17 protein-coding genes are annotated in these 21,628 nt (G+C 60.6%); 8 read left to right on the forward strand and 9 right to left on the reverse strand.

The features are described from left to right. Both HPO_RS13905 and mobF read left to right on the forward strand, forming a co-directional pair. A partial coding sequence (locus HPO_RS13905; protein WP_035600068.1) for a TraM recognition domain-containing protein occupies nt 1–469 on the forward strand: 469 nt, incomplete at its 5' end. Beyond that, nucleotides 469–1,548: a MobF family relaxase gene (gene mobF / locus HPO_RS13910; RefSeq protein ID WP_035600070.1), complete on the forward strand. Its 1,080-nt coding sequence runs from the start codon at nt 469–471 to the stop codon at nt 1,546–1,548. The genes HPO_RS13905 and mobF, both read left to right, overlap by 1 nt. A gap of 92 nt (nt 1,549–1,640) precedes the next feature. Here the strand turns inward: mobF and HPO_RS13915 are convergent, their stop codons facing one another. Both HPO_RS13915 and HPO_RS13920 read right to left on the reverse strand, forming a co-directional pair. After that, complete coding sequence (locus HPO_RS13915) at nt 1,641–2,429, reverse strand: SDR family NAD(P)-dependent oxidoreductase (RefSeq protein ID WP_035600073.1); 789 nt, start codon at nt 2,427–2,429, stop codon at nt 1,641–1,643. A gap of 13 nt (nt 2,430–2,442) precedes the next feature. Then, nucleotides 2,443–2,892, reverse strand: a complete 450-nt coding sequence (locus HPO_RS13920) for a GFA family protein (RefSeq protein WP_206742166.1) — start codon at nt 2,890–2,892, stop codon at nt 2,443–2,445. Between the two features lie 194 nt (nt 2,893–3,086). On the opposite strand from HPO_RS13920, the gene HPO_RS13925 reads away from it, so the two are divergent. The 5 genes from HPO_RS13925 (at nt 3,087) to HPO_RS13945 (ending at nt 10,227) form a co-directional block, all read left to right on the forward strand. After that, nucleotides 3,087–5,396, forward strand: coding sequence for a TonB-dependent receptor (locus HPO_RS13925; RefSeq protein ID WP_035600074.1), 2,310 nt, complete (start codon nt 3,087–3,089; stop codon nt 5,394–5,396). A gap of 11 nt (nt 5,397–5,407) precedes the next feature. After that, nucleotides 5,408–6,649, forward strand: coding sequence for a cytochrome P450 (locus tag HPO_RS13930; RefSeq protein WP_035600075.1), 1,242 nt, complete (start codon nt 5,408–5,410; stop codon nt 6,647–6,649). Continuing rightward, nucleotides 6,649–7,548 carry a helix-turn-helix transcriptional regulator gene (locus HPO_RS13935; RefSeq protein WP_051612632.1) on the forward strand — a complete coding sequence of 300 codons (900 nt, stop codon included), beginning with the start codon at nt 6,649–6,651 and terminating at the stop codon, nt 7,546–7,548. Before HPO_RS13930 ends, HPO_RS13935 begins: the two co-directional genes overlap by 1 nt. A 79-nt stretch (nt 7,549–7,627) precedes the next feature. Beyond that, nucleotides 7,628–8,734, forward strand: coding sequence for an NAD(P)-dependent alcohol dehydrogenase (locus HPO_RS13940; protein ID WP_035600175.1), 1,107 nt, complete (start codon nt 7,628–7,630; stop codon nt 8,732–8,734). Between the two features lie 68 nt (nt 8,735–8,802). Then, a complete protein-coding gene (locus HPO_RS13945) occupies nt 8,803–10,227 on the forward strand; it encodes an aldehyde dehydrogenase family protein (RefSeq protein WP_035600077.1) in 1,425 nt (474 codons plus the stop codon). 381 nt (nt 10,228–10,608) lie between these two features. Here the strand turns inward: HPO_RS13945 and HPO_RS13950 are convergent, their stop codons facing one another. Then, on the reverse strand, nt 10,609–11,721 hold the full coding sequence (locus tag HPO_RS13950) for a helix-turn-helix transcriptional regulator (RefSeq protein WP_035600079.1): 1,113 nt from the start codon (nt 11,719–11,721) through the stop codon (nt 10,609–10,611). A 77-nt stretch (nt 11,722–11,798) separates the two neighbouring features. Between HPO_RS13950 and HPO_RS19875 the strand changes: the two genes are divergently transcribed. Then, nucleotides 11,799–14,546, forward strand: coding sequence for a tetratricopeptide repeat protein (locus HPO_RS19875; protein ID WP_051612633.1), 2,748 nt, complete (start codon nt 11,799–11,801; stop codon nt 14,544–14,546). 265 nt (nt 14,547–14,811) lie between these two features. On the opposite strand, the gene HPO_RS13960 is transcribed toward HPO_RS19875, so the two are convergent. The 6 genes from HPO_RS13960 to HPO_RS13985 all read right to left on the reverse strand — a co-directional run bounded on the left by HPO_RS13960 (nt 14,812) and on the right by HPO_RS13985 (nt 21,615). After that, nucleotides 14,812–15,759 (reverse strand): HEPN domain-containing protein, encoded by a 948-nt coding sequence (locus tag HPO_RS13960; RefSeq protein WP_035600177.1) that lies wholly within the window; start codon nt 15,757–15,759, stop codon nt 14,812–14,814. A 113-nt stretch (nt 15,760–15,872) separates the two neighbouring features. After that, the gene (locus tag HPO_RS13965; protein WP_035600081.1) at nt 15,873–16,196 is read right to left on the reverse strand and encodes a DUF736 domain-containing protein; all 324 of its coding nucleotides are present in this window, start codon (nt 16,194–16,196) and stop codon (nt 15,873–15,875) included. Between the two features lie 702 nt (nt 16,197–16,898). Next, nucleotides 16,899–17,453, reverse strand: coding sequence for an antirestriction protein ArdA (locus HPO_RS13970; protein WP_051612634.1), 555 nt, complete (start codon nt 17,451–17,453; stop codon nt 16,899–16,901). 733 nt (nt 17,454–18,186) lie between these two features. Continuing rightward, on the reverse strand, nt 18,187–18,966 hold the full coding sequence (locus tag HPO_RS13975; RefSeq protein WP_035600084.1) for an SDR family NAD(P)-dependent oxidoreductase: 780 nt from the start codon (nt 18,964–18,966) through the stop codon (nt 18,187–18,189). 46 nt (nt 18,967–19,012) lie between these two features. Then, complete coding sequence (locus HPO_RS13980; protein WP_035600085.1) at nt 19,013–20,431, reverse strand: aldehyde dehydrogenase family protein; 1,419 nt, start codon at nt 20,429–20,431, stop codon at nt 19,013–19,015. Beyond that, nucleotides 20,428–21,615: a CaiB/BaiF CoA transferase family protein gene (locus tag HPO_RS13985; RefSeq protein ID WP_051612635.1), complete on the reverse strand. Its 1,188-nt coding sequence runs from the start codon at nt 21,613–21,615 to the stop codon at nt 20,428–20,430. The genes HPO_RS13980 and HPO_RS13985 overlap by 4 nt, the downstream gene beginning before the upstream one ends. Nucleotides 21,616–21,628 lie beyond the last annotated feature (13 nt).

A 21,628-nucleotide genomic window follows, 5' to 3' on the forward strand; every position in this document is an offset into this window, starting at 1 on the left:
GCTGGGCATCGCGATCGAGCGCACCCATATCATCACGCGCATGAGTATCGGGGAGGGCGCCGAAGATGTCAGCCGCGCGCTCGGCATGGCTGAGGTGGAAGTGCCGGTCCGGTCACAGAGCTATTCCGGGGGGAAGGTATCGGACTCAACCTCAATGCAGGTTCAGACCCGCCCTGTCATGACCGCGTCTGAAATCGCCAGCGAGCTCGGCCCCCGCAAGAAGCATATCCGTGTGCTGCTCGTCGGTGTCGGACAGGACTACTACATCATCAATGTTCCCTATTGCACGCTGCGCTGCGAACGCCTCCCTCATGTCCCGGCAGAGTGGACACTCACCCCGCCCAAAGCGGTGGAAGGCAGTGAAGCGCCCCAAGGCCCTGAGGCTCCGCCACCACCAGCAGCACCAACACCTCGACTGACGGAAGGGGACATTTCCCAGATTCTCGGAAAGAAGCGCGACCTTCACTGATGGTCGCCTCGATCTCTGCCCGTAAGTCTGTCGGTGCGGCGGTCGCCTACTACAAGCATATGGCGCAGGACGAGTATTACACCGGCGACCGCGAGGCCGACGGAGAATGGTCCGGCCGGGGCGCCGAACGCCTGGCACTGGAGGGGGCCGTCACCAAGGCTGAGTTCGAAGCCGCCCTAAACGGCCGTGACCCAAGAACCGGTGAGCGCCTTAACCAGATTGGCAGGACGCATGCGCCTGGCTGGGACATGACCTTCTCCGCGCCAAAGTCGGTTTCGGTGATGTGGGCGCTCTCGCCTCCGGCCGAGCGGGCAAGGATCGAGCAGGCTCACCGGAAGGCCGTCACGGCCGCCACGCGCCATCTGGAGGACAATCACGCCGTCACGCGCCGGGGCAGGGGCGGGGCCATTCGGGAGCCGGTCGCGGGGCTGGTCATCGCACGCTTCCACCATCACACCAGCCGCGATCTTGATCCTCAGCTCCACACGCATGCATTCATCTTCAACAGCGCGCCAAGGCGGGACGGGTCTTGGGGATCCATTGTCAGCCGGGATCTCTACAAGGCGCAGAAGGAGGTCGGCGCGGTCTACCGGGAGCATCTCGGCCGGGCGCTGGAACGCGACGGCCACGCGGTCCGCTGGCAGGGCACCGGGTTCCGGCTGGGCGCTATCCCCTACAGTGTCGAGCGGGCGTTCTCGAAACGGCGCCTCGCCATCGAGCAGGCAGCAGAGACCCATGGCTACCGAACGCCCAAAGGCATGGAACTCGCCGCGCTCCGCACCCGGCAGGCCAAGCGCCCGCGCGAACGTGCTGCCCTCTTCGAAGCCTGGAAGCACGAGGCGCGCACGCTGGGCTTTGACCTCAAGCAGGCCCGGGAAAGGGCCGAGGCTACTCCCGGCCTGAAGTCACCAGCTGCCAATACCCACGCTGCAGAGGCCTCCACACCGACAGTCAGCCATCAGGCCATGCGGTTGCTGCAGAAGATCTCTGGCGCAGCCCGAAGCGCGGATTCCACGAGCAGCCTGAACGTCAGCCTGCGGCAGAAGCAGGTGCAGCGTGACCGGGAAGCGGAGCGCTAAGCCGCCCTTCGTCCCGCTCAGAAAAACTTCAAACTCCCTGTCTTCGCCTCATCAAGCTATGCGCAGGTTGAGGGGATTTGCAGAATGCTGAGTTATTGCGCTGTGTAGCCACCATCTGCGACAAATTCTGCGCCGGTAATGAATTTTGCCATATCGCTTGCGAGAAAGGCGATCACAGGTGCCATATCGTCGGCCATTCCAATACGTCCCACAGGGATCAGACTCACCCAGGGCGCAAGTGCCTCTTCGGCACTGAGCAGGTTTCCGTCGGCGTCCCGTGGCGGCTCCCAGCTTGCGGAAAGGTTTGTCGCGGCAGGCCCGGGAAGAATGCAATTGACCCGCACACCGCTTCCGGCGAGTTCCAGGGCAACCGCCTTCGTCAGCGCCCGCACGGCGCCTTTTGTGGCACTGTAAGCTGAAAACGCGGATCCTGCTACCATACCGTAGACGGAGGAAACATTTACAATGGACGTTGAGAGGCGCCCCTGTGCCAGCGCTTTCTTCATCAGCGGGAGCGCGCCATGCATGCCGATGTAGACGCTTTCGACATTGATGCGGTTCTGCAATCGCAACGTCTCGAGTTTTGCCTGTTCGAACGGTTCCGGCCGCATAATGCCAGCATTGTTCACAAGAATGTCGAGGTGGCCGTACTCGGCCTCGATAAACGCGAACACTTTGCGCCAGTCGTCTTCGGAGGACACATCATGCACGATCGTGCGTGCGCCGGGGCAGCCCAAAGCGCCGGAATCTGCCAGTGCCTCTGCATTGATATCGCTCATCACCACCTGGGCGCCGTATGAGGCCAGGAGGCGGCTCGTTTCAAGGCCAATCCCTGAGGCAGCTCCGGTAACGAGCGCGACCTTTCCGTTAAGATCCTTCATGTGCGGTTTCTCCTCAGACGTTTGATTTTGGAAATTTCTGTGTACCCGGCACCAACGGTACATAGGGCATGGCGCTGTCGCAGTAGACCTCAACGGCGGGCTGCAGCTCAGTACTGTCGTCCAGCGTCCCCGCTTTTATGAAAAGCATCTCGGGCAGGGGCTCGATGATCGACAGGATAGGTGATCCGCAGCCGCCGCAGAAGTGGCGTTCGACCCGTCGGCCGCTATCGCCTGTATCATGGAAAATCCGGGTTTCCCCCGTCTGGCGATAATCGGATCTGAGGATGCCTGCGATGACAGAATAGGCCGTCCCACTCTGGCGCTGGCAGTTCCGGCAATGGCAGATCGCCGTCATCTGAACAGGCCCGAGGATTTCATAACCAACGGCACCGCACAGGCACCGGCCGGTTTTTGATGGGTTATCGTCTGCTGTCATGATGATCCCTCCGGAAAAACGGATCATAACCAGGCTGCGGTGTCTTCCTTTGCACAGGATGGACCGGAATTTTGCAGACTGGGCCACAGCGCGGTTCGGAACAACGCGCCGCCGGAAAATGCAAACAAGGAGTTTATCCGGTGCAATGCCCCTCCCGGCCCCTCCCGGTATTGTCGTTTTATAAAAATGGGTCGGCAAAGTCCGGTCAGGGAGGAACAACAATGACTTTCTACAGAAAACAAATGCTATGCGCGACGGCCTTTTGCCTTGCAGGGCTTCTGGGGGCTGCGCAGGCACAGGAAGGTGCCGGGGAAGCCACATCTGTTGATGCCGAGCGCAAATTCCAGACCGTGACCGTCACGGCACAACGGCGCGATGAGGCGATCACGGACGTTCCGCTGGCAATTACGGCCAAGACAGGGGACCAGCTTCTCGAGGCGGGTGTGCTGGCGTCCACCGATCTGGCCGGTGTTGTTCCGAATCTGCAGGTCAACTCGGCTTTCGGCACCACTCAGCCGAACTTTTCGTTGCGCGGTATCAGCGTTGCCAACGAGTACAATGCCAACCAGGCGTCGCCCATCGGGGTGTATACGGATGACGCCTATCTGGCTTCGCGGACAAGCCATGGCATGCAGATTTTTGACCTGGAGCGCGTTGAAGTACTGCGCGGTCCACAGGGAACGCTCTATGGCCGGAATACGACCGGCGGCGCCATCAATTTCATTTCCAGGTTTCCCGACCTTTCGGGCAGCAATGGCAACATCATGGTGGGCGCCGGGTCACACGGGCTCCGGGAAGCTGGCGGCGCGTTCGAGACGACTATTTCGGAAGACGTCCTGGGCGCCCGCCTGGCGTTCAACTATCGGGAAAATGACGGCCTGATCGACAATCTCTTTCCAGGCGGCAAGGACGCGAGCGGACTGGATTCGCTCGCCGGGCGACTCACCGTACGGGCCCGCCCGACGGACCGGCTTGATCTTCGCTTCAAAGTCTATGCGGGGGAAGACAACGGCGCTGCATCTGCGGTCCACAATATCGGTGTCGGTGTGCCAGGCGATCCGATCGCGCATCCCAACATCCTGACACCTGATCCTGACGACGCGTTATATTCCCGGTCGGGTCTCGGTTTCTTCGAGGTCGAACAGGACAATATCGGCAAAAACGCCACCAAATCCTCCGGTGTCTATCTGCGCGCTGAGTACGACCTGACAGATGCCTGGCAGCTGACCTATGTGGGGTCCTATGACAAGGGAGAGCAGCTGCTATTGCAGGATTCAGACGGCATGCCGGTCGACCTACTCAAGATTCTGTGGGGCGGTGAGTTCGAGCAGTATAATCAGGAACTTCGTATCGCCTATGCCGGGGCCACGCTCGACTTCCAGGCTGGTGTGTATCTTGGGGAAGACGAGTCGAAGATCGAGAACGTCTTCGATTTCTTTTTCCTGATCGGCGCAGATTGTCCCGACCCTGCGGCTCTCGCCGGGTGCACGATTACACAGCGCTATACCCAGACCCGCGAATCAGCCGCAGTGTTTGCGCAAGGCGATTGGGAGCTTCAGCCTTCCTGGAAGCTGACGCTCGGCATGCGCTACACGGATGACGAGAATAAGTATGAAGATGGCCAGGCCTATATCGGGACGCGGGCAGGGGATTTCCTTGTCCCCACCATTCCGTCCATTGAGGTCGATGGGAGTGGCACTGTCACTTATTTCCCGTCTCCTGAAGATACCCTGCCCACACTGAGCCGGGGAGATTCAGCGGTAACGGGCCGGGTCGCCCTGACGAAGGAATTCGCAGACAGTCTGGCATATGTTTCTTACAGTCGCGGTTATCGGGCCGGGGCGTTCAATGGCGGGGGATATCTGGATCCGAGTCAGGTCGATTATGTGAAGCCTGAGACGATCGATGCCTACGAGATTGGCGCCAAGGGAGAGGTGCTCGGCGGAAGAGCGCGCTACAGTTCTGCGCTGTTCTATTATAAATACAAGAACCAGCAGGTTCAGGAAGTCGTGGGGCCTGTCGCTTTCCTGCGCAATGGCGGGGGAGCCACCGTTCTCGGTTTCGAGGCAGAGCTTGAAGCGTTCGTCACTGATACATTCGTTCTCAATGGCTCCATCGGCCTTCTTGATACGGAGTATGATGAACTGAATCTGTCGGGTGTTGATCTCTCCGGCAATAAACTGCCGTTTGCGGCAGATATCACCGCGCAGGCCGGCTTTGACTGGGATGTGTTTGAGGTCTCCGGCGGGACGGTCTCGCTCAATGGAAATGTCGCCTATACGTCCGACATCTGGTTCTCACCCTTCAATGGCCTGAACGGGAACCAGCGTCTCAAGCAGGACGGGAACACCAAGGTGAACCTTGCTGCCTCCTACAAAAAGGGTCCGTGGACGGCGAGAGTTTGGGGCAAGAACGTTTTCAACGAGAAGACATATGGCTACGGCCTCGATCTGCGATCCGCATTCGGATACGATTTCATGGTTCCGTCCACACCCGCAACCTATGGCGCGTCGCTTGGTTACGAGTTCTGAGGGAGCGCGCTATGTCTGCTGTGTCCATCAAATCCGGCTTCGATTTCAAGGATCCCGATATCTGGCAGCGCGGTGTTCCGCATGATCAGATCGCTGATATCCGGCGCAACACCCCGGTCTACTGGAATGAAGAGGCCAATGGTCCGGGCTTCTGGGCTGTGCTGCGGTTCGAAGACATCCATGAGGTGTCGCGCAATCCATCGGTTTTCTCCTCGGCAACTGCCAATGGAGGGCACCGCATCTTCAACGAAAATGAAGTTGGCCTGACAGGCGCGGGCAGTGAGGAACTCGGTATTCCCTTCATTTCGATGGATCCGCCGGTCCACCAGAAACGGCGCCTGCTACTGGTTCCCGGTCTGAGCAGTGCCAGGCTGAAGGAGATGACCGGCCGGATCGAAGCCCGTGCCCGCACGCTGATTGAAGCGATACCTGCAGATGAACCCTTTGACTGGGTAGAAAGTGTCTCCGCGCCCTATCCGCTGATGACCCTGGTGGAGCTTCTCAATGTTGCCCCGGAAGACTGGAAAAAACTCTATCACTGGACCAATGCTTTCATCGGGGAGGATGATCCGGAATTCCGTGCCTCTCCGGAAGACATGACTGCGCGCCTGGGTGAATTCGGGGCCTATATGTCCTGGCTGTATGAAGCGCGGCGCCGGGATCCGGGAGCGGACATTGCCTCGGCCCTCGCGAATGCTGAAACGGACGGGAAGCCTGCGAGCTTTCAGCAGTTCGTGGCCGATATGATCCTGGTGACGGTTGGCGGTAATGAGACCGTTCGCAATTCCATTTCCAATGGTCTGATCGCTTTTGCCGATCATCCCGATCAATGGAGGGCATTCTGCGAAAATCCCGATATCCGGGCCGGTGCGGTCCAGGAGATCGTCCGGTACGTTTCCCCGGTCCTGCACATGCGGCGTACGGCGACAGAAGATACCCGGATCGGGGGCACCAAGATAAGAAAAGGGGACAAGGTTGTGCTCTGGTATGTTTCAGGCAATCGGGACGAGACCGTGTTCGAGGCGCCCGATACCTTTGATGTACGGCGTGCAAATGTCCGCCATCTCGGATTTGGCACCGGTCAGCATGTCTGTATCGGGCAGCGGGTCGCCGAACTCCAGCTGCGTATCATTTTCAGCGAAATGGCGCGGCGCTTTTCCGGGTTTGAGCTGGCCGAAGCCCCTCAGCGGCTGCGATCCAATTTCATAAATGGCCTGAAATCCCTTATGCTCGTGGCAAAAGGGAGGACATGATGGCTCGCTACATCTGCACAGCGGAAGACATTATCGCCGATACACTGCATACAAAGCCTGACGTTGCGGTCGAAGTGAACACCGCACACGGGTTTGGTCAGCTTGTTCGATGGCGCCAGTTTATCGGCTCCTATAAGCTGCCCCCTCTGCCGACAGCGGTGATGTCCGTGCATCTGGGCGGAACGCGCACCATCCGCTACAAGGATGGCGATATATGGAGCGAGAAATCCTCTATTCCCGGTACGGTGACGATCGTGCCGAGCGGGGTCGAAACAGAGTGGCTCATTAACGGGGAACTCGACTGCGCAACCTTCAGTATCGGCTATGAAAGCGCAACGCTGAAGGATCTGCCCGAAAACTTCTCAAAGCTGAGCCTTGGATTTTCTGACCCTCTCAGTATGGCCCTGACACGCCAGATTATCGCTGAACTCTATCAGCCCAGCTGTCTGTCGCGGGACGACTACGTCAAGAAGCTGGTGGAGACGCTGCAGGCGCACGTCCTGCTCGACCGGGCGACGATTACCAAACTGGATATTCCGGGTTCGGCCGGCAACATGAGCGCCATGCATGCAATCCTGAACCGGATCGCTCAGAACCCTGGCGATGTCATGAAGACCGAGGAACTTGCAGAAGAGCTCAACATGTCACCGACACTGTTCTGCCGCACCTTCAAGGCGATTACCGGCAAAACCCCCAAGCAGTACGCGCTCGATATCCGTATCGATCGGGCCAAGGAACTTCTGGAGGCCTCTCCCTGTTCGGCAGGGATGATTGCAGAGCAGCTGGGATTTTCGAGCCAGAGCCACTTCAACCGCGTGTTCCGGGACGTCGTCGGAGTGCCGCCTATTCAGTACCGGCTGGCGTTCACCGGGTCAGGCAAACAGGCGCGGGCGAGCTGATGACAAAATGGCAGCCTCGTGTGCGGGCTCAGACGATTCCATCCGGGTTCCGGATTTTCATGCAAACTGGAATTTTATCATGAAGATTACTGCGGCCGTGGCGACCGCTGCGCAGGCGCCTTTTGTCATGCGTGACCTAGAGCTAGAGACTCCGCGTGCTGACGAAGTGCTTGTGCGGATCAGGGGTGTCGGGCTTTGTCATACAGATCTTATCGCCCGCGACCAGTTCATTTCGATCCCGCTTCCCGTGGTGCTCGGGCATGAAGGCGCAGGCATAATTGAAGCGGTCGGAGCGGGCGTCCACGATCTCCGGCCCGGGGATCATGTTGTCATGAGTTTCTCGAGCTGCGGGACCTGTCCGCGCTGCGATGAAGCACTGCCCGCATATTGCCAGTCCTTTCCCGGCCTCAACTATTCCGGGCGGCGGGCGGACGGATCCTCTCCCCTGAAGCTCGACGGCCAGGACATTTCGGCGGCCTTCTTCGGCCAGTCGTCCTTTGCCTCCTATGCTCTGGCTCCGCGCCGGAATGTCGTGAAGGTTGCCAGCTCGGCCCCGATAGAAATGCTTGGCCCGCTCGGCTGCGGCATTCAGACAGGCGCAGGCGCGATCCTTCGGTCGCTGAAATGTCCTGCCGGCTCGTCACTGGCGATCTTCGGAGGGGGCACGGTGGGTCTGAGCGCAGTGATGGCCGCGAAAATAGCCGGCTGCCATCCGATCATCGTGGTGGAGCCGGTTGAGGCGCGGCGTATGCTGGCGACTGAATTTGGCGCGACACATGTGATTGATCCGAAGGCGGAGCAGAGCGTTCCGGACGCTGTGCGGCAGATCGCGCCAGCCGGAGTGGATTTTGCCTTTGAGTCGAGCGGCCTGGTGCCCGTGGTGGAGGCCGCGCTCGCTTCGCTCGGAAGCCATGGCACACTCGGCATAGTCGGTGTTCCGCCCAAACCGGAAGATGCCCTTTCGATCAATCTCGCGTCGGTGATCACATTTGGCCATCAGATCAAAGGCATTATTGAAGGCGACAGCGATATCGAGACGTTTATTCCATATCTCGTTGATCTGCACACCGCCGGAAAATTCCCGTTCGATCGGATGATCAGGACATTTCCGTTGAGTGAGATCAATGCCGCAGTGAAAGCCCATCACGATGGGTCGTGCATCAAGGCCGTCCTGATCCCAGACTGACCGGGCAGAACAGATCTTTTTTAAGGGGAGAGCCCTGATCGTCTCTTCCCATACTGACAGGTGACAGCATGACCGAGCATTCCTTCACGATGACCATCAACGGCCAGGCCGTTGCCGGATCTGAAACATTCGGTGTCGAGAATCCGGCGACGGGCACAGTCTTTGCCCAGGCGCCGGATTGCACAAAAGACGAACTCGACTCTGCGGTCGCGGCCGCCCGTGCCGCGCTGCCCGCCTGGAAGGCCACACCCATCGAGAAGCGCCGGGAGCTGCTCAACGCGATGGCAGGCATCCTCATGCAGAATCTGCCGGAGCTGTCGCGCCTTCTGACCCGCGAGCAGGGCAAGCCGCACTCTGATGCAGAAGGCGATGTCGGGGGCGGAGCGTTCTGGCTGATGGAATCCTCCCGGCACGACATCCCGGTCCACGTCTCTGAAGACTCCTCTGAGCGCCACGCAATTACCCGTTATGGTCCCATCGGCGTAGTCGCGGCCATTGTGCCGTGGAATTTCCCGATCATTCTCGCGGCCTTCAAGCTGGGACCGGCGCTGTTGGCGGGCAATACGATTGTCCTCAAGCCGGCGCCGACAACGCCGCTCACGACCCTGCGCATCGGCGAGCTCCTGCGCGGCGTGTTGCCGGACGGTGTGTTGAATGTCATTTCGGGTTCAGACCGTCTCGGCCCCTGGCTGTCGGCGCATGAAGGCGTCGACAAGGTGAGCTTCACCGGCTCGACCCAGACCGGCAGGAAGGTGATGGAGAACGCGGCGCATTCGCTGAAACGCGTGACGCTTGAACTTGGCGGCAATGACCCGGCCATCGTGATGCCGGATGTGGACGTGAAGAAGGTGGCGGAAGATCTGTTCTGGGCGGCGTTCCGCAATGCCGGGCAGATCTGTATCGCGACCAAGCGGATGTATATCCACAAGGACGTCTACGAGCCCCTGAAGGCGGCGATTGTCGAGTATGCCGGGACGGTCAAGATCGGCGACGGCGCAGAGCAGGGCACCCAGATCGGCCCGATCCAGAACTCTGCCCAGTACAGGCGGGTTCTGGAACTGATCCAGGATGCCAGGGACAATGGCTACAAGTTCCTGATCGGCGGTGAGCCGTCCGACCAGCCAGGCTACTTCGTGCCGATCACAATTCTGGATAATCCCCCTGAGTCCGCCCGTATTGTTCAGGAGGAACAGTTCGGTCCGGTGTTACCCCTGCTCAGATTTGATGATCTTGAGGAAGTCATTGGCCGGGCCAATGACAGCGAGTACGGACTTGGCGCCTCGATCTGGTCGAGCGATATCGACCGTGCTCAGGAGATTGCTACCCGTCTGCAGGCAGGCACCGTTTGGATAAATGAGAGCCAGCACCTCAGCCCGCATGCCGCTTTCGGGGGCTTCAAGCAGTCCGGTATTGGCGTTGAGGGCGGCCCAGACGGCGTCCTTGAATTCTGCCAGGCGCAGACGGTATTTACGCGCAAGCCTGCCACGGTCTGACAGGGCAGGGGCCAGGGCACCCTTCTAAAGGTAATTTGGGTCGCGGCGATACGGGTTCGCATTCCCGACCACTCGGGGTCGCTTCCTGTCCGGCGGCCGGTCCGTGGGCTGTACGTTTTATCAGACGCCGTATCTCAATAAAGATTGTGAGATCCCCTCATCCCCTGAGGGTCTGCCGTAAACGGATATAATCTGCGGTATTTGGCGGACTTGCGAGCGACATCGTCCAAGTGCGTAATCGGGTCGGCTACCGATCGTAATCCGAATTTTCCAAATTTAATCAGGAATATAATGTCAGTTCGCTTGCGATCTGTAAGCACGGTAGGTGCATGGGGTGTGACAGTGATAGAAATAGTGACTGCGAGCGATGAGTGCTGAGGCCTAAGGAAGGCTTTCGGACTGTAGGCTTTTGAGCTTGGCCACCAACTCAGCCTGGCGGCGCACATCCAGCTTTGCATAGAGGGCCTGAAGCTGGGACCGTACCGTGGGCAGGGAGACCCCGCGTCCGCTGGCTATGTCGGGTACGCTGACGCCGCGGGCCAGGGCAAGGGCGATGTCAGCTTCGGCGGGGGTGAGGTTGTACCGGGCACGGATCAGGATTCTGCGTTCTTCCGGCGTAGTCGCTTCCCGCAGGATGGCGAGCGCAGCGGGGCCGGTGCCCAGCCCGTCGCGCTCTGGCGGGAGGGGTTGAAGGTCCAGCATAGCGCTGCCGGTAAACAGAGACATTGGCGGCGCGGTCCCCTTGCCCAGCCTGGAGAGCCAGGCTTCCAGTGCTTCGCGCGCGGCCCCGTCTTCCAGCTTCACGCGCCCGCCGGAAAGGCGCAGGCCGTCTCCGCGTTCGGCAATGTCCGCGCCGCGGCGAGAAAGGCCGATCACCCTTCCATCCGTATTCAGGATGAAGGCCGCAGCCTTAACCGCGTCAAGCGTAGCCAGCGTGGCGTGCACGGCGGCGAGACCAAGGGCGGCGCGTGTCTGCACGGCGGCTTGAAGATACGGCGCCAGAGCCATGAAAGTCCGCAGCGCGTCTGCGTCGAAGATGCCCTGGCGTTTTGTGCGGCTAACCGAGGCGCGTACCAGAAGCTCCGGGGAGCGCAGCAGCACGATCTGGCAGTTATGTGGGAAACCGTGGGGGTCGAACATCTCTGTGTAGATTGGGGTGCGCGCGCGGTCCTCAGGGCTGACGAAATCCTGATCAGCCCGCAGTTGCATCACCGGCGCAGACTGCCCGATCCGCAGGCGGGGATTGGCCCGTACATCGGCCAAGCCGAACGCCTCGACATCCCGGATGAAGTCGGGAGGGGTCTCTGTGAGCCGGTGCAGGACGACGGCCCCGCTGCTATTAAGTCCAATGATCTGCCCGCTGCGCCCGCCGCACGCCCCTGCAAAGGCCGTCAGGGCATCGTCCCACCGGTCTGGCGCCATCACTGTTTCCAGCAGCAGGCTGCGCGCCGCTTCAAGGCGGCCTTCGGGAGAGGAATGATCCGGTCGCGTCATCAATTTTGATGATGCGGGATTGCGCGGTTTTCGCAAGTATATCTTCCAATGCGCGGATGATCGGAGCGGGGAGAAACATGAGCAAACTGAAGACGCTGTGGCGGAGCCTGCGCGGGATATTGTCGGCGCTGGCCTTTGCCAGCCTGCCGGTGATCGCAGGCGCCCAGACCCTGGCAGAGCTGACCCTGGCAGAGCTGAAAGTCCAGGCCGAGGCGGGCAATGCTGCCGCGCAGATAGAGATGGGCCAGCGTTACTACTATGGAGGAGACGGCGCCCCCAATGACAATGCCGAGGCGAAGTTCTGGTTCAACAAGGCCATTGCGCAGGGATCGGATTTGGCCGCCTATATTCTCTCGAACCATTACAAGGATGAAAATAACTATCCCGAAGCGCTCCGCCTGATGAAGCTCTATGGGGAGCTTGCTGGCGACGAGCTCTACTGGGAGGATCGAGAGTTCCTCGCGCGGGATCTGGCCGCGCTGGAAAGCTTGATGAAAACCGCGCCACCGGTAAACAGGGAACTGACTGTCGGGCCGGAGCCCCACCCTCCTGGACTTTTACCTGGGGAGTTTCTTCAGCAAACGACCGCTGGCTGCAAAATTGTCAGCTGGCTGCCGGGCAGTGTGGCGGCGTCAGTGAAGCAGCAGGCAGAGCAGCGCAAGGTCGAGTGGGATGGCAGATGCCATCACGGGCGTGCGCACGGCAAGGGCAAGTTGTTTGGCGCCTACGATGCTGAATTTGCCTATGGTTACTGGAGGAGCGTGCCTGTGACGCAGACCCAGCTGGACGGAAACCAGTACGGGACATACACGGTGCCGTCGCTGGGCACGGCAACAACGATCAATACCGGGCCAGAGGCCTCCTTCGCGCCACGCTGGCCACGCCCGGCCGATGTGGATTTCACGACGGCCACCTCCATCCAGATGCATGACAGGCTCAACTGGAACCAGTTCCACGTGTCGACTATGCGCTCGAGATGCTATCCTCAATTCAAGGATACGATGACGGCAGCGCAAAAGAAGGCTCTGTCAGGCAAGCGTTGCCGGGGCAACGCGGGAGATGTGCAGGTCTATTACGTCAAGGTATCTACCAACAACCACCCCCACCTGTCGTCCACAGACCTTTCCGGCTTCCGGTATGGGGATCATTTTTGCCCTGATCCGAAGACTTCCAAAGGCTGTGAAAGCGTCTGGGAACGCGAAATGGTTCCTTTCCTGCCGCGCATGACGATGCTGGCCGAAAGTGCGGTGGCGCTGGAAGCCCGCCGCCCGCAAGAGGATAAGGCCATCGCCGCCTGGGGCGACTATGAACGGAAACTGGAGGCATGGAAACAGGCTGGAATCGATGCCGACAAGGCAGCGGCAGAGCAGGCCAAGGCGCAAAAGGCCGCCGCAGCAGAACAGTCACGCCTTGAAGCTGCGGCAAGAGAGGAAGCCGAGCAGAAAGAACTGGCCGACAGCCTGAAGACGCTCAATCCCGGCCAGATGCTGGCAAAGGCAGACGAACTGGAGCAGGCAGGCCGGATTGAGGACGCGCGCACGGTGCGGCGGGAGATACTCTCGCGCTTTCCGGATCATCCGCTGGCAATTGTTGCGGCCGAGAAGCTGACGGCTGCACCAAAGCCCCCTGCAGGGCCGGAAGCCGAGTTCGCCGCCCTGCGCAAACGTGCTGAAAAGGGAGAAGTCAGTGCCCAGATGGAACTGGCCTCGGCCTATTATTCTGGCAAGGGCGCGCCGCAGGATCGGGCAGAGGCTGCGCGCTGGTACAGGGCCGCTGCCGACAAGGGAAATGCTGACGCGCAGAATTACCTGGGGGTCATGCTCAGTACCGGAAACGGTATTCGGCAAGATGAGGCGGAGGCCGCCCTCTATTACCGCCTGGCAGCAGACCAGGGCCATGCGGCCGCTCAGTACAATCTTGGAAATGCCTATTATAATGGAATGGGGGTCACGCAGAATCAGGCTGAGGCTGCCCACTGGTATCAGGCTGCCGCCAGGCAGGGATATGCACTGGCGCAGACTTCGCTCGGGTTTTTGTATTGGCAGGGTGAGGGTGTCGCGCAGAACAGCGCCGAAGCGGTGCGCTGGTTTGAGGCCGCCGCCGAGCAGGGCAACGCAAATGCGCAGAACTATCTGGGCGTGATGCTCTATGACGGGACAGACATTCCCCGCGATTATGTGCGCGCAGCGCGCTATTTCCGCCTGGCGGCGGATCAGGGGCTTGCCGCAGCGCAGAACAATCTGGGCAATGCCTACAGACACGGCAACGGCGTCAACAAAGACACGGCTGCCGCAACGGCCTGGTTCCGGGCTGCAAGCAAGCAGGGCCATGAACTCGCCACGAAAGACCTTGCAGCCCTTGAAAAACAGCTTGCCGACGAAGCCTACCAGCAGCGCCTTGCCCAGCAACAGGCAGAGGCGCAACGCGCCGAAGCGCAGCGCGCGCAGGAACAGCGCCAACGCCAGCAGGAGGCTGATTCAAAAGCCTGGGGCATGCTGGCCGCCGGCGGTCTGGCCGCTGCCCTCGGAGGAAACACCGACGACGTGCTCGGCGCCATGACGGGCCAGCCGGTCGTCCGGCAGCAATCCTCCTCCGGCAGCTCATCTCCAAGGAGAGATTGTTCGGGCCAGAACCGGACGGCGAGTTGCCTGATGGAGCAGTGCAAGGATCAGATTGAGGCGTTTCGCAGAACCCATCCTGGCCGCAATCTGGAGTGCCGCCCCTCCACGGCCAAGGATGGTGGTGCATGTGTCGCTTTCATTGATCATGAGAACACTGGCAACTATTCCATCACCTGCACCAATGGTTTCGGGGCTGCGAGGTGACAATTCGAGGCTAGCCTGGTGAATGACCGCTGGCGTCAAGGCGGTGCTCGGGCGGGCCTCTGCATCAGGGTGTTGAATGCGGGAGCAGCAGAATTATCGTGCGTTCTTACCGATTGGGCGCCAAAGGCGACTCATTCCCCGACGCGCAGATGCGGCAGCAAGCGGCTGCCTTGTGGGAGGCCTGACGTAGAGAGCATTGGTTCTCTGAATGTTGAGGAAGAGCTCTTTCTGGTGGTGACAATAATTCTCGGAAGTGCCAGTTCGCTCAACGATGATCGTTCCTGTGACCGACTTCATCTCCCGACAGGGAATTGGCCGCGAATTGTTCGATCTTGTCTCGCGAACGCTTTTCAACAAGGTCCCTCAAGACTTCCGCACGCTCGCCCATCCAAGCAAGCTCTTCGACCGTAATGGCATAATGCTCTGAGTACCGCGCATCGACATATCCCCGCTTGAGTAATTCAAACAGCCGCCGGTCATGCTTCGTCTCACGCGGCCAGGCTGTGATCAGGTTCGGTTCGATCTGCTCTGCAAGGGAGCGCAAGAATTTGATGCTGTGCGTTGATGGCGAGTAATTCGTCTCTACAAGGAGGAGGCAGGTATAGGCGCGCTCCACGGCTTGATGATATGTGAATGCCGCGTCTCTCAAATTGCGTTGAGTCACGTAGAAGCTGGCGCCCGTGAGGGCCTGCTCAATGCGGGGAAACCTTTCCTCAAAATGTTTCTGCGCGGTCGCCAGCGCTTCTTCAGCCGTCTGCGGCTGGGGCGTTACGATATGCGTGCTGCCTTTGAGGTCGTAGAGGGCGATACCTTCCTTGATGACGTCAGTGAAGAAGTACTGGCCCTGTGAGAGCGCGCTGTTCACCTCGTCCATTGTGTGGACGATGAAATTGACCGGCGTCTTGACACCTGTCTCCCGCATGATCCGGTCTTCGGCGCGGTACCAGTAGGTGGCGAAATCGACGACGCTCTGCTGGTTGACGACGATCAGCAGGTCATAGTCGCTGAGGTAGCCCTTCGCAGTATGGGGCTCGTCCACCCAGGTCCCGCGCGCATAGGACCCGAACAGGATGATCTTGAGGATCCGGCCTTGCTTCTTCTTCGGGGAAGAAGCGCCCGCCATGGCGTCGGTGAATTCCTCGAACAGGATCTCCGTCACGCGGGCGAGTTCGCGCTGCTTGCCATGGGGGAGGTGATCGAGGTCGGTTCGCATCATGTTCATATTAGGCAGCGCCGCACCGCGTGCAAAGCGCCAATCCTCCTTTCAGTTGAGGCTCTTGTAAGCAGGGAAGGGCCAGCCGCGCCCGAGGCGCGGCTGGCTGGTTCTCACTCTCCGGGGTTCCAGAGGAGGGCATAGCGGCCCTTCTTGCCTTTGACCGGGGCGAGGTTGGCGTAGATCCGGCGCGGCCCGATCTGCGGGTCTGCGAGGGTGAGGGAGATGTACTCCTTGCCGCTGGACTTGGCCTTCATGATCCAGCCGCCGCCGATCTCGGTTTCGATCTCGCCTGCGAAGATGCGGTAGTCGGGCTGGGCCGGGGCGGACTTCTCGGCGTTCTTCCGGATGATGAGGGGGGCTGAGAGGCTCATCATGGCGAGAGTGCCTTCAAAGCCGGTTTTGGTTTCTGTGACGTATCCGAGTGCGTTTGCCATGGGGATCTCCTTTGCGTTTCCTGGCGTGTCTTTCCGGGAACCCCTTGTTCCCGTCGACGCCGGACCGGAAGGACGGCCTGCGGCGGGCCTGAACCCGGAAGGGGCGCAGCGAAGCGGAGCACCGCCCCGCAGAGGAAATTTGGGCCGCGAGGAATGCGCCGCAGGCGCAGGGGAAATTTCCTGGGCAGGGGCGGTTTCAGGCGCGGCGGAGGTCGTCCAGGTCAAACGGCAAGAGACGGAAACAAGGGGGCAGGCGGGCGGAGCCGGGGGAAGAAAAGCAGAGGCTCGGAAATCCGCTTCCACAGCGTCATTGAACCCATGGCCCCCGTTGATGGGCTGGCTCCGAAGCTGAACCCCACGGCTCTCGACACTCGGCGAACCGCCAAACCTGTTCCCGGTCCTATGCCTGTCGTCCGCATGGCGGGGGCGACGAACCGGGTTCGCCTGGTCGTGCACACGAAGTGTGTCAGCCGGTGTGATCCTCTCTCCACCGTCGCGGCCTTCTCTGCAGGCAGAAGCCTGGTCGATCTGCTCATCTGCTTTCGAAGGCAAGAAAGCGTGCGCCGACTGACTGAGCGGAATGGAGCATCGCTGAAACAGTAGGCCTGCTCGAATGTTCGTGGACGGCTCATACAGACTACGAGAGCGCTGACCCTGGCTGAGGCGCCGCGGCGTGCCCGCGCAGAGCGCGGGCACATACCTTCACCGGCACCAGAAAACATGCACCTCATCAAAGCCGGTCTGGATGACGAGGATTTCTCCATTGAGCGCCATATCGCGGGCAAGCGCCTGCCAGTCGATGTAGTATTCCAGCGATGGCGGAATATCGGTCCCGGTTTCCCGGATCATCTCCTCGGCAAAGGCACCTGCGGTCTGATACTGCCCGGCATAGTTCTCGAACGCGGCGCGGGCGTCGGTGAGGCCGTTGCCGAAATGGCTGTAGAGCTTAGCCGCAAGCCTGCCGTGCTCTTCAACAAAGCTGGCCAGCTCGCAGACCGTGTCGAAGGAGGCGTGTTCAGACAGGCAGATGCCCTCGAACCCTTCATAATCATGGATCGCCCATTCCTGTGCGCGAGGCACCGGGCTCTCCCCCAGCATCGCGCCCGCTTCTGCTTTCACGTCATCAGGCGTGGTAACGGCAATCCACCTTCCATGCAGGATGCCGGAGTTATAGGCGGCCAGGCACGCCACATAGATACGCGGCCGGGCAGGGGCGTCAGCCTCTACGGCGGGGGTTGGTTCAATCGGGTCAGTCATAATCCGTGCTCCTCTCTATCCCGCGTACCTTCCCGCATCAGGCGGGAGGGGGCGGAGAAAGGCGCGCTGGCGGGGCGTATAAGGCGGGCGGGCACGGGGTCAGGTCGGAGACCAGGAACAATCCAGACGCTTCAATCCCGCCCCCCGTGCGCGGCCGCCGCGCCCCGGCATAAGCGACGTCCGGCCCCTCACGCCGTGCGTAGAGGCTTTGATGCTTTTGAGATGCCGGCGCCGCCAGACGACTTGTCGCGCGTGGAACCCGGATAATCGGGCGCCGCCTTCAGACGCGTGTAGGCGAACGTATCGCACAGGTGACCCCCTTGGCTCCGCCAATGGGAAGCGCCTGTGCGCCGCCCTGCCGGGGAGACCCCGCAGCGCCGCGCGGTCCGGCAGGACAGCGCGGTGACTGGAGCCGAGCCGGGCCGATGGGCAATGGCCCCTCGCACAGCCCTCGCCAGGGGCAGGGTGGTATTATCCCTTCACACGATACCGGGGAGTAGAAGTCGTGTCGGACTAAAATTCAGGGAGTCTCATCCCAGCCTGCAATGAAGATCACTGGCTAACGTTTCATTCTCACACCTTTACCGCACTCTGAGTCCTTGGGCGTGAAGCTGAGGCCGCCACTTTCAAGCGCTCCGCGGTTTGCCGCACAGAAGTGATTTCCGTCGAGTGGGAGCCTGGCGCCTGATCGGCAATGGCGCGACGCTGAAGGCGGACGGTCGGGCAAAGCCGGTCAGAGGGGGGCGCAGAGATGCCCCCCATCAACTTCCAGGACGGCGCCGGACATGAAAGAGGAGGCGTCCGACGCCAGGAGAAGCAGCGGACCGGCAAGTTCATGCAATTCGCCAAAGCGGCGCATGGGGATGCGGCTCTGCATGGCCTTGCCATAGTCGCTGTCGAGGAACTCACTCGACAGGTCGGTCGCAAAATAGCCGGGTGCAATGGCGTTGACGCGTATGGCGTAACGCGCCCATTCCGCCGCGAGCGCGCGGGTCATTCCGATCACGGCAGATTTCGAGGACGAGTAGGCTGGTACAGCCACGCCGGGCCGGATACCGGTGATGGAGGCAATATTGATGATGGAACCGCCCGTGCCTGCCTCAATCATCCGGTTTGCCGCCGCGCAGGCAACAGTGAAAGCGCCGTCCACATTGGTCGCGTAGACGTCACGCCACTGGCCGGGGCTGGTCTTGAGAGCCCGCGCTGGGCCGCCGATGCCCGCATTATTGACGAGAACGTCCACTTTCGGAATGTGCCCGAACGCATCCTCGATGCTCCGGGGGTCGCTGACATCCATGGCGACCGCACGTGCCTGGCCGCCCTCTGACGTGATTTCAGCCACAAGTTCGGCGAGCGCGTCCGCGCTGCGGGCGGCCGCAATAACGTCGGCGCCCATCGCGGCGAGCAAACGGGCGAAGGCCCGCCCGAAGCCCCGGGAAGCGCCGGTGATGAGCGCGGTCTTCCCGGAGAGATCTGCAGAGAGTAGGGGGCTGGGCGAACTGACAGGCGCCATTTTGGGATGCTCCTCATGTGTCTGGGATGGTGCGTGCCGATTGGGGTCAGCGGGCGAGATAGACGGACTGGGGCACCATGAACTCAAGCAGGCCTTCCATGCCGTTCTCTACGCCGAAGCCACTCTGCTTGTGGCCCGCAAACGGTGTATCCGGGCGCAGATTGAGGTTCTGGTTGATCCAGACCGTGCCGGTTTCCAGCTGGCGGGCGATATCGAGGCCCCGTTGAGGATTGCCGGTCCAGATGGCGCCGGCGAGACCGTATTCGCTGTCATTGGCGCGGGCGATCACATCGTCGATATCGGAGAATTTCAGCAGGGGCAGGATCGGGCCGAAGGCTTCTTCCTGAACAACGCGGGCGGATTCCGGCGGGTTGTCCACCAGGGTGACCGGAATGAAGTAGCCGCCATTGCCCGGCACTTCGGCCCCTTCAATCAGGGTCAGTCCATTGTGGCGGGCGTCCTCCAGAAGTTCCATGACGCGCGTATACTGCCGCTCATTCTGGATCGGGCCAAGGACCGTGCCCTGCTCGGCGCCGTCTCCGACTTTTACGGCCCGGGCGATGGCGGCGAGCCGGTCCCGCAGCTGATCGTAGATGTCCTCATGCACGTAGAGGCGTTTGGTAGCGACGCAGATCTGGGCGGTGTTGAAGAAAGCACCGAAGAATATTTTCTCGGCCACCGCGTCGATATCCACATCCGGCAGGACAATGGCCGCATCATTGCCGCCAAGTTCCAGCGTCACGCGCTTGAGATCCTTTGCGGCGCTCTCCATGACCTTCTTGCCGGTGGCGGTGGAGCCCGTGAAGGAGATTTTGGCAAAGCCCGGATGGGACGTCATTTTCGGGCCAAGACTGTCATTGCCTGAGATAACGTTGAGGACGCCGGGCGGGAACACGTCCTGGAGAAGTTCCCCGATCTTCAGCATGCAGAGCGGGGTAAACGGGGAGGGCTTCAGAACCATCGTGTTTCCCGCGAGCAGGGCCGGGGCGATTTTCCAGATGGCGAGATTGACCGGAAAGTTCCAGGGCGCGATCGCGCAGACGACGCCAAGGGGGACATAGCGTGTCTCTATAAACTGCTCAGCGCTGTCTTCGGAGACATGCACCGGGGGACGGACTTTTGAGATGATTTTCAGCCAGTTTCCGGCAAGGGCAATCTCCCCGCGCGCGCCTTCGGTCGGACGGCCCTGTTCCTGCGTGAAGAGACGGGTGAGTTCTTCCAGATGCTGCAGGATGACATCGCCTGCCTTGTCGAGAAGGGCGGCGCGCTCATCGATGGGCACTTTCTTCCAGCTTCGGAACGCCGTGCGTGCGGCATCAACAGCGTCATTGAGCTGCTCCGGACTGCAATCGGGCGCAGCCGCGAAAACTTTGCCTGTGGCCGGGTTGATCACCTCGATCTGTGTTCCTGTTGTGGCCAGCTTTCCATCGATGGTCATGCGGTAGTCGCGGTCAAAGGCTGTCATTGGGTTTCCTCGGGCGTGGGGATGTGTGGAAAATGGCGCTGAATATCAGCGCGGATTTGTTCAGTATGCTCACCGGTCAGCGGAGGTGGGATTTGCGGAGGCGCAATGGCGCAGGCATACCGGACAGGGGACGACATCTGATACCAGGTGCCTTCTGTCGGGTGTTCCTCTCGCTTGAAGAACCCGGTTTCCTTGAGGTGCGGGTCTTCCAGCATGTGCGCCAGATCGCGGACCGGCATGCAGGGAATGCGGGCCTGGGTAAATCGTGCAACCCAGTCAGCCGTCGTGCGCTGCGGCGTGAGTTCGGCGAGCCGGCGATAGAGCAGATGCTGCTTCAAAACCTGGTCTTTGGGGGTGTTGATCCCGGCGCGATGCAGGAAGTCTGCGTCTTCAGCCACTTCAAACACAACGGGCCAGGAGTCTGCCGTATACGGTACGATACTGATATGGCCATCCTTTGTGGGGAAGGGCTGGCGATCGGGGTCTATCTGACGAAAATACCCTTCAGGGGCGTTGGGGGGATCAAATGTCAGGCCGCCCAGATGTTCCGCCATCATGAAATGGGTGAAGGCTTCAAACATCGGGACTTCAACGAACTGTCCTTCGCCGGTGCGGAGTTTATGGACATAGGCGGCCAGTGCGGCCTGCGCGCCATAAAGGCCTGCCACCTTGTCTGCGATCAGCGATGGGATGTAGCGCGGTGTTCCGGTCCCATCGACACGGCCGGACAGGGTTGCCGCTCCGGAGGCTGCCTGGATTACATCGTCATAGGCCTGCAGTCCGTCATAGGGCCCACCCGATCCGAAGCCCGTGCAGTGAATATAGATGAGCCCTGGATTGATGGCTTCCAACTGATCCGGCGCAAAGCCGAGGGCTTCAATCGCCTTCAGGCGGACGTTATGGATGAAAATATCTGCTGTCCGGATGAGTTCCCCCAGGACAGCGCGATCCTCTTCAGTCTTGAGGTCGAGGACAATCGACCGTTTCCCGCAGTTAAGGGCCATGAACCCCGGACTCATGCCGCGGGATGCGGCAGGCTTCCCGGAATAGCGGAACTGGTCGCCCTGGGGCGCTTCCACCTTGATTACATCTGCGCCGAGACCTGCCAGCATCTGCGTGGCATAAGGCCCGAACACGACGCTGGTCATATCGATGATACGAACACCTCTGAGCATGCCGCCCATTCAATCTCCTCCC

It is taken from the genome of Hyphomonas polymorpha PS728 (genome assembly GCF_000685315.1).
Lineage (GTDB): Bacteria > Pseudomonadota > Alphaproteobacteria > Caulobacterales > Hyphomonadaceae > Hyphomonas > Hyphomonas polymorpha.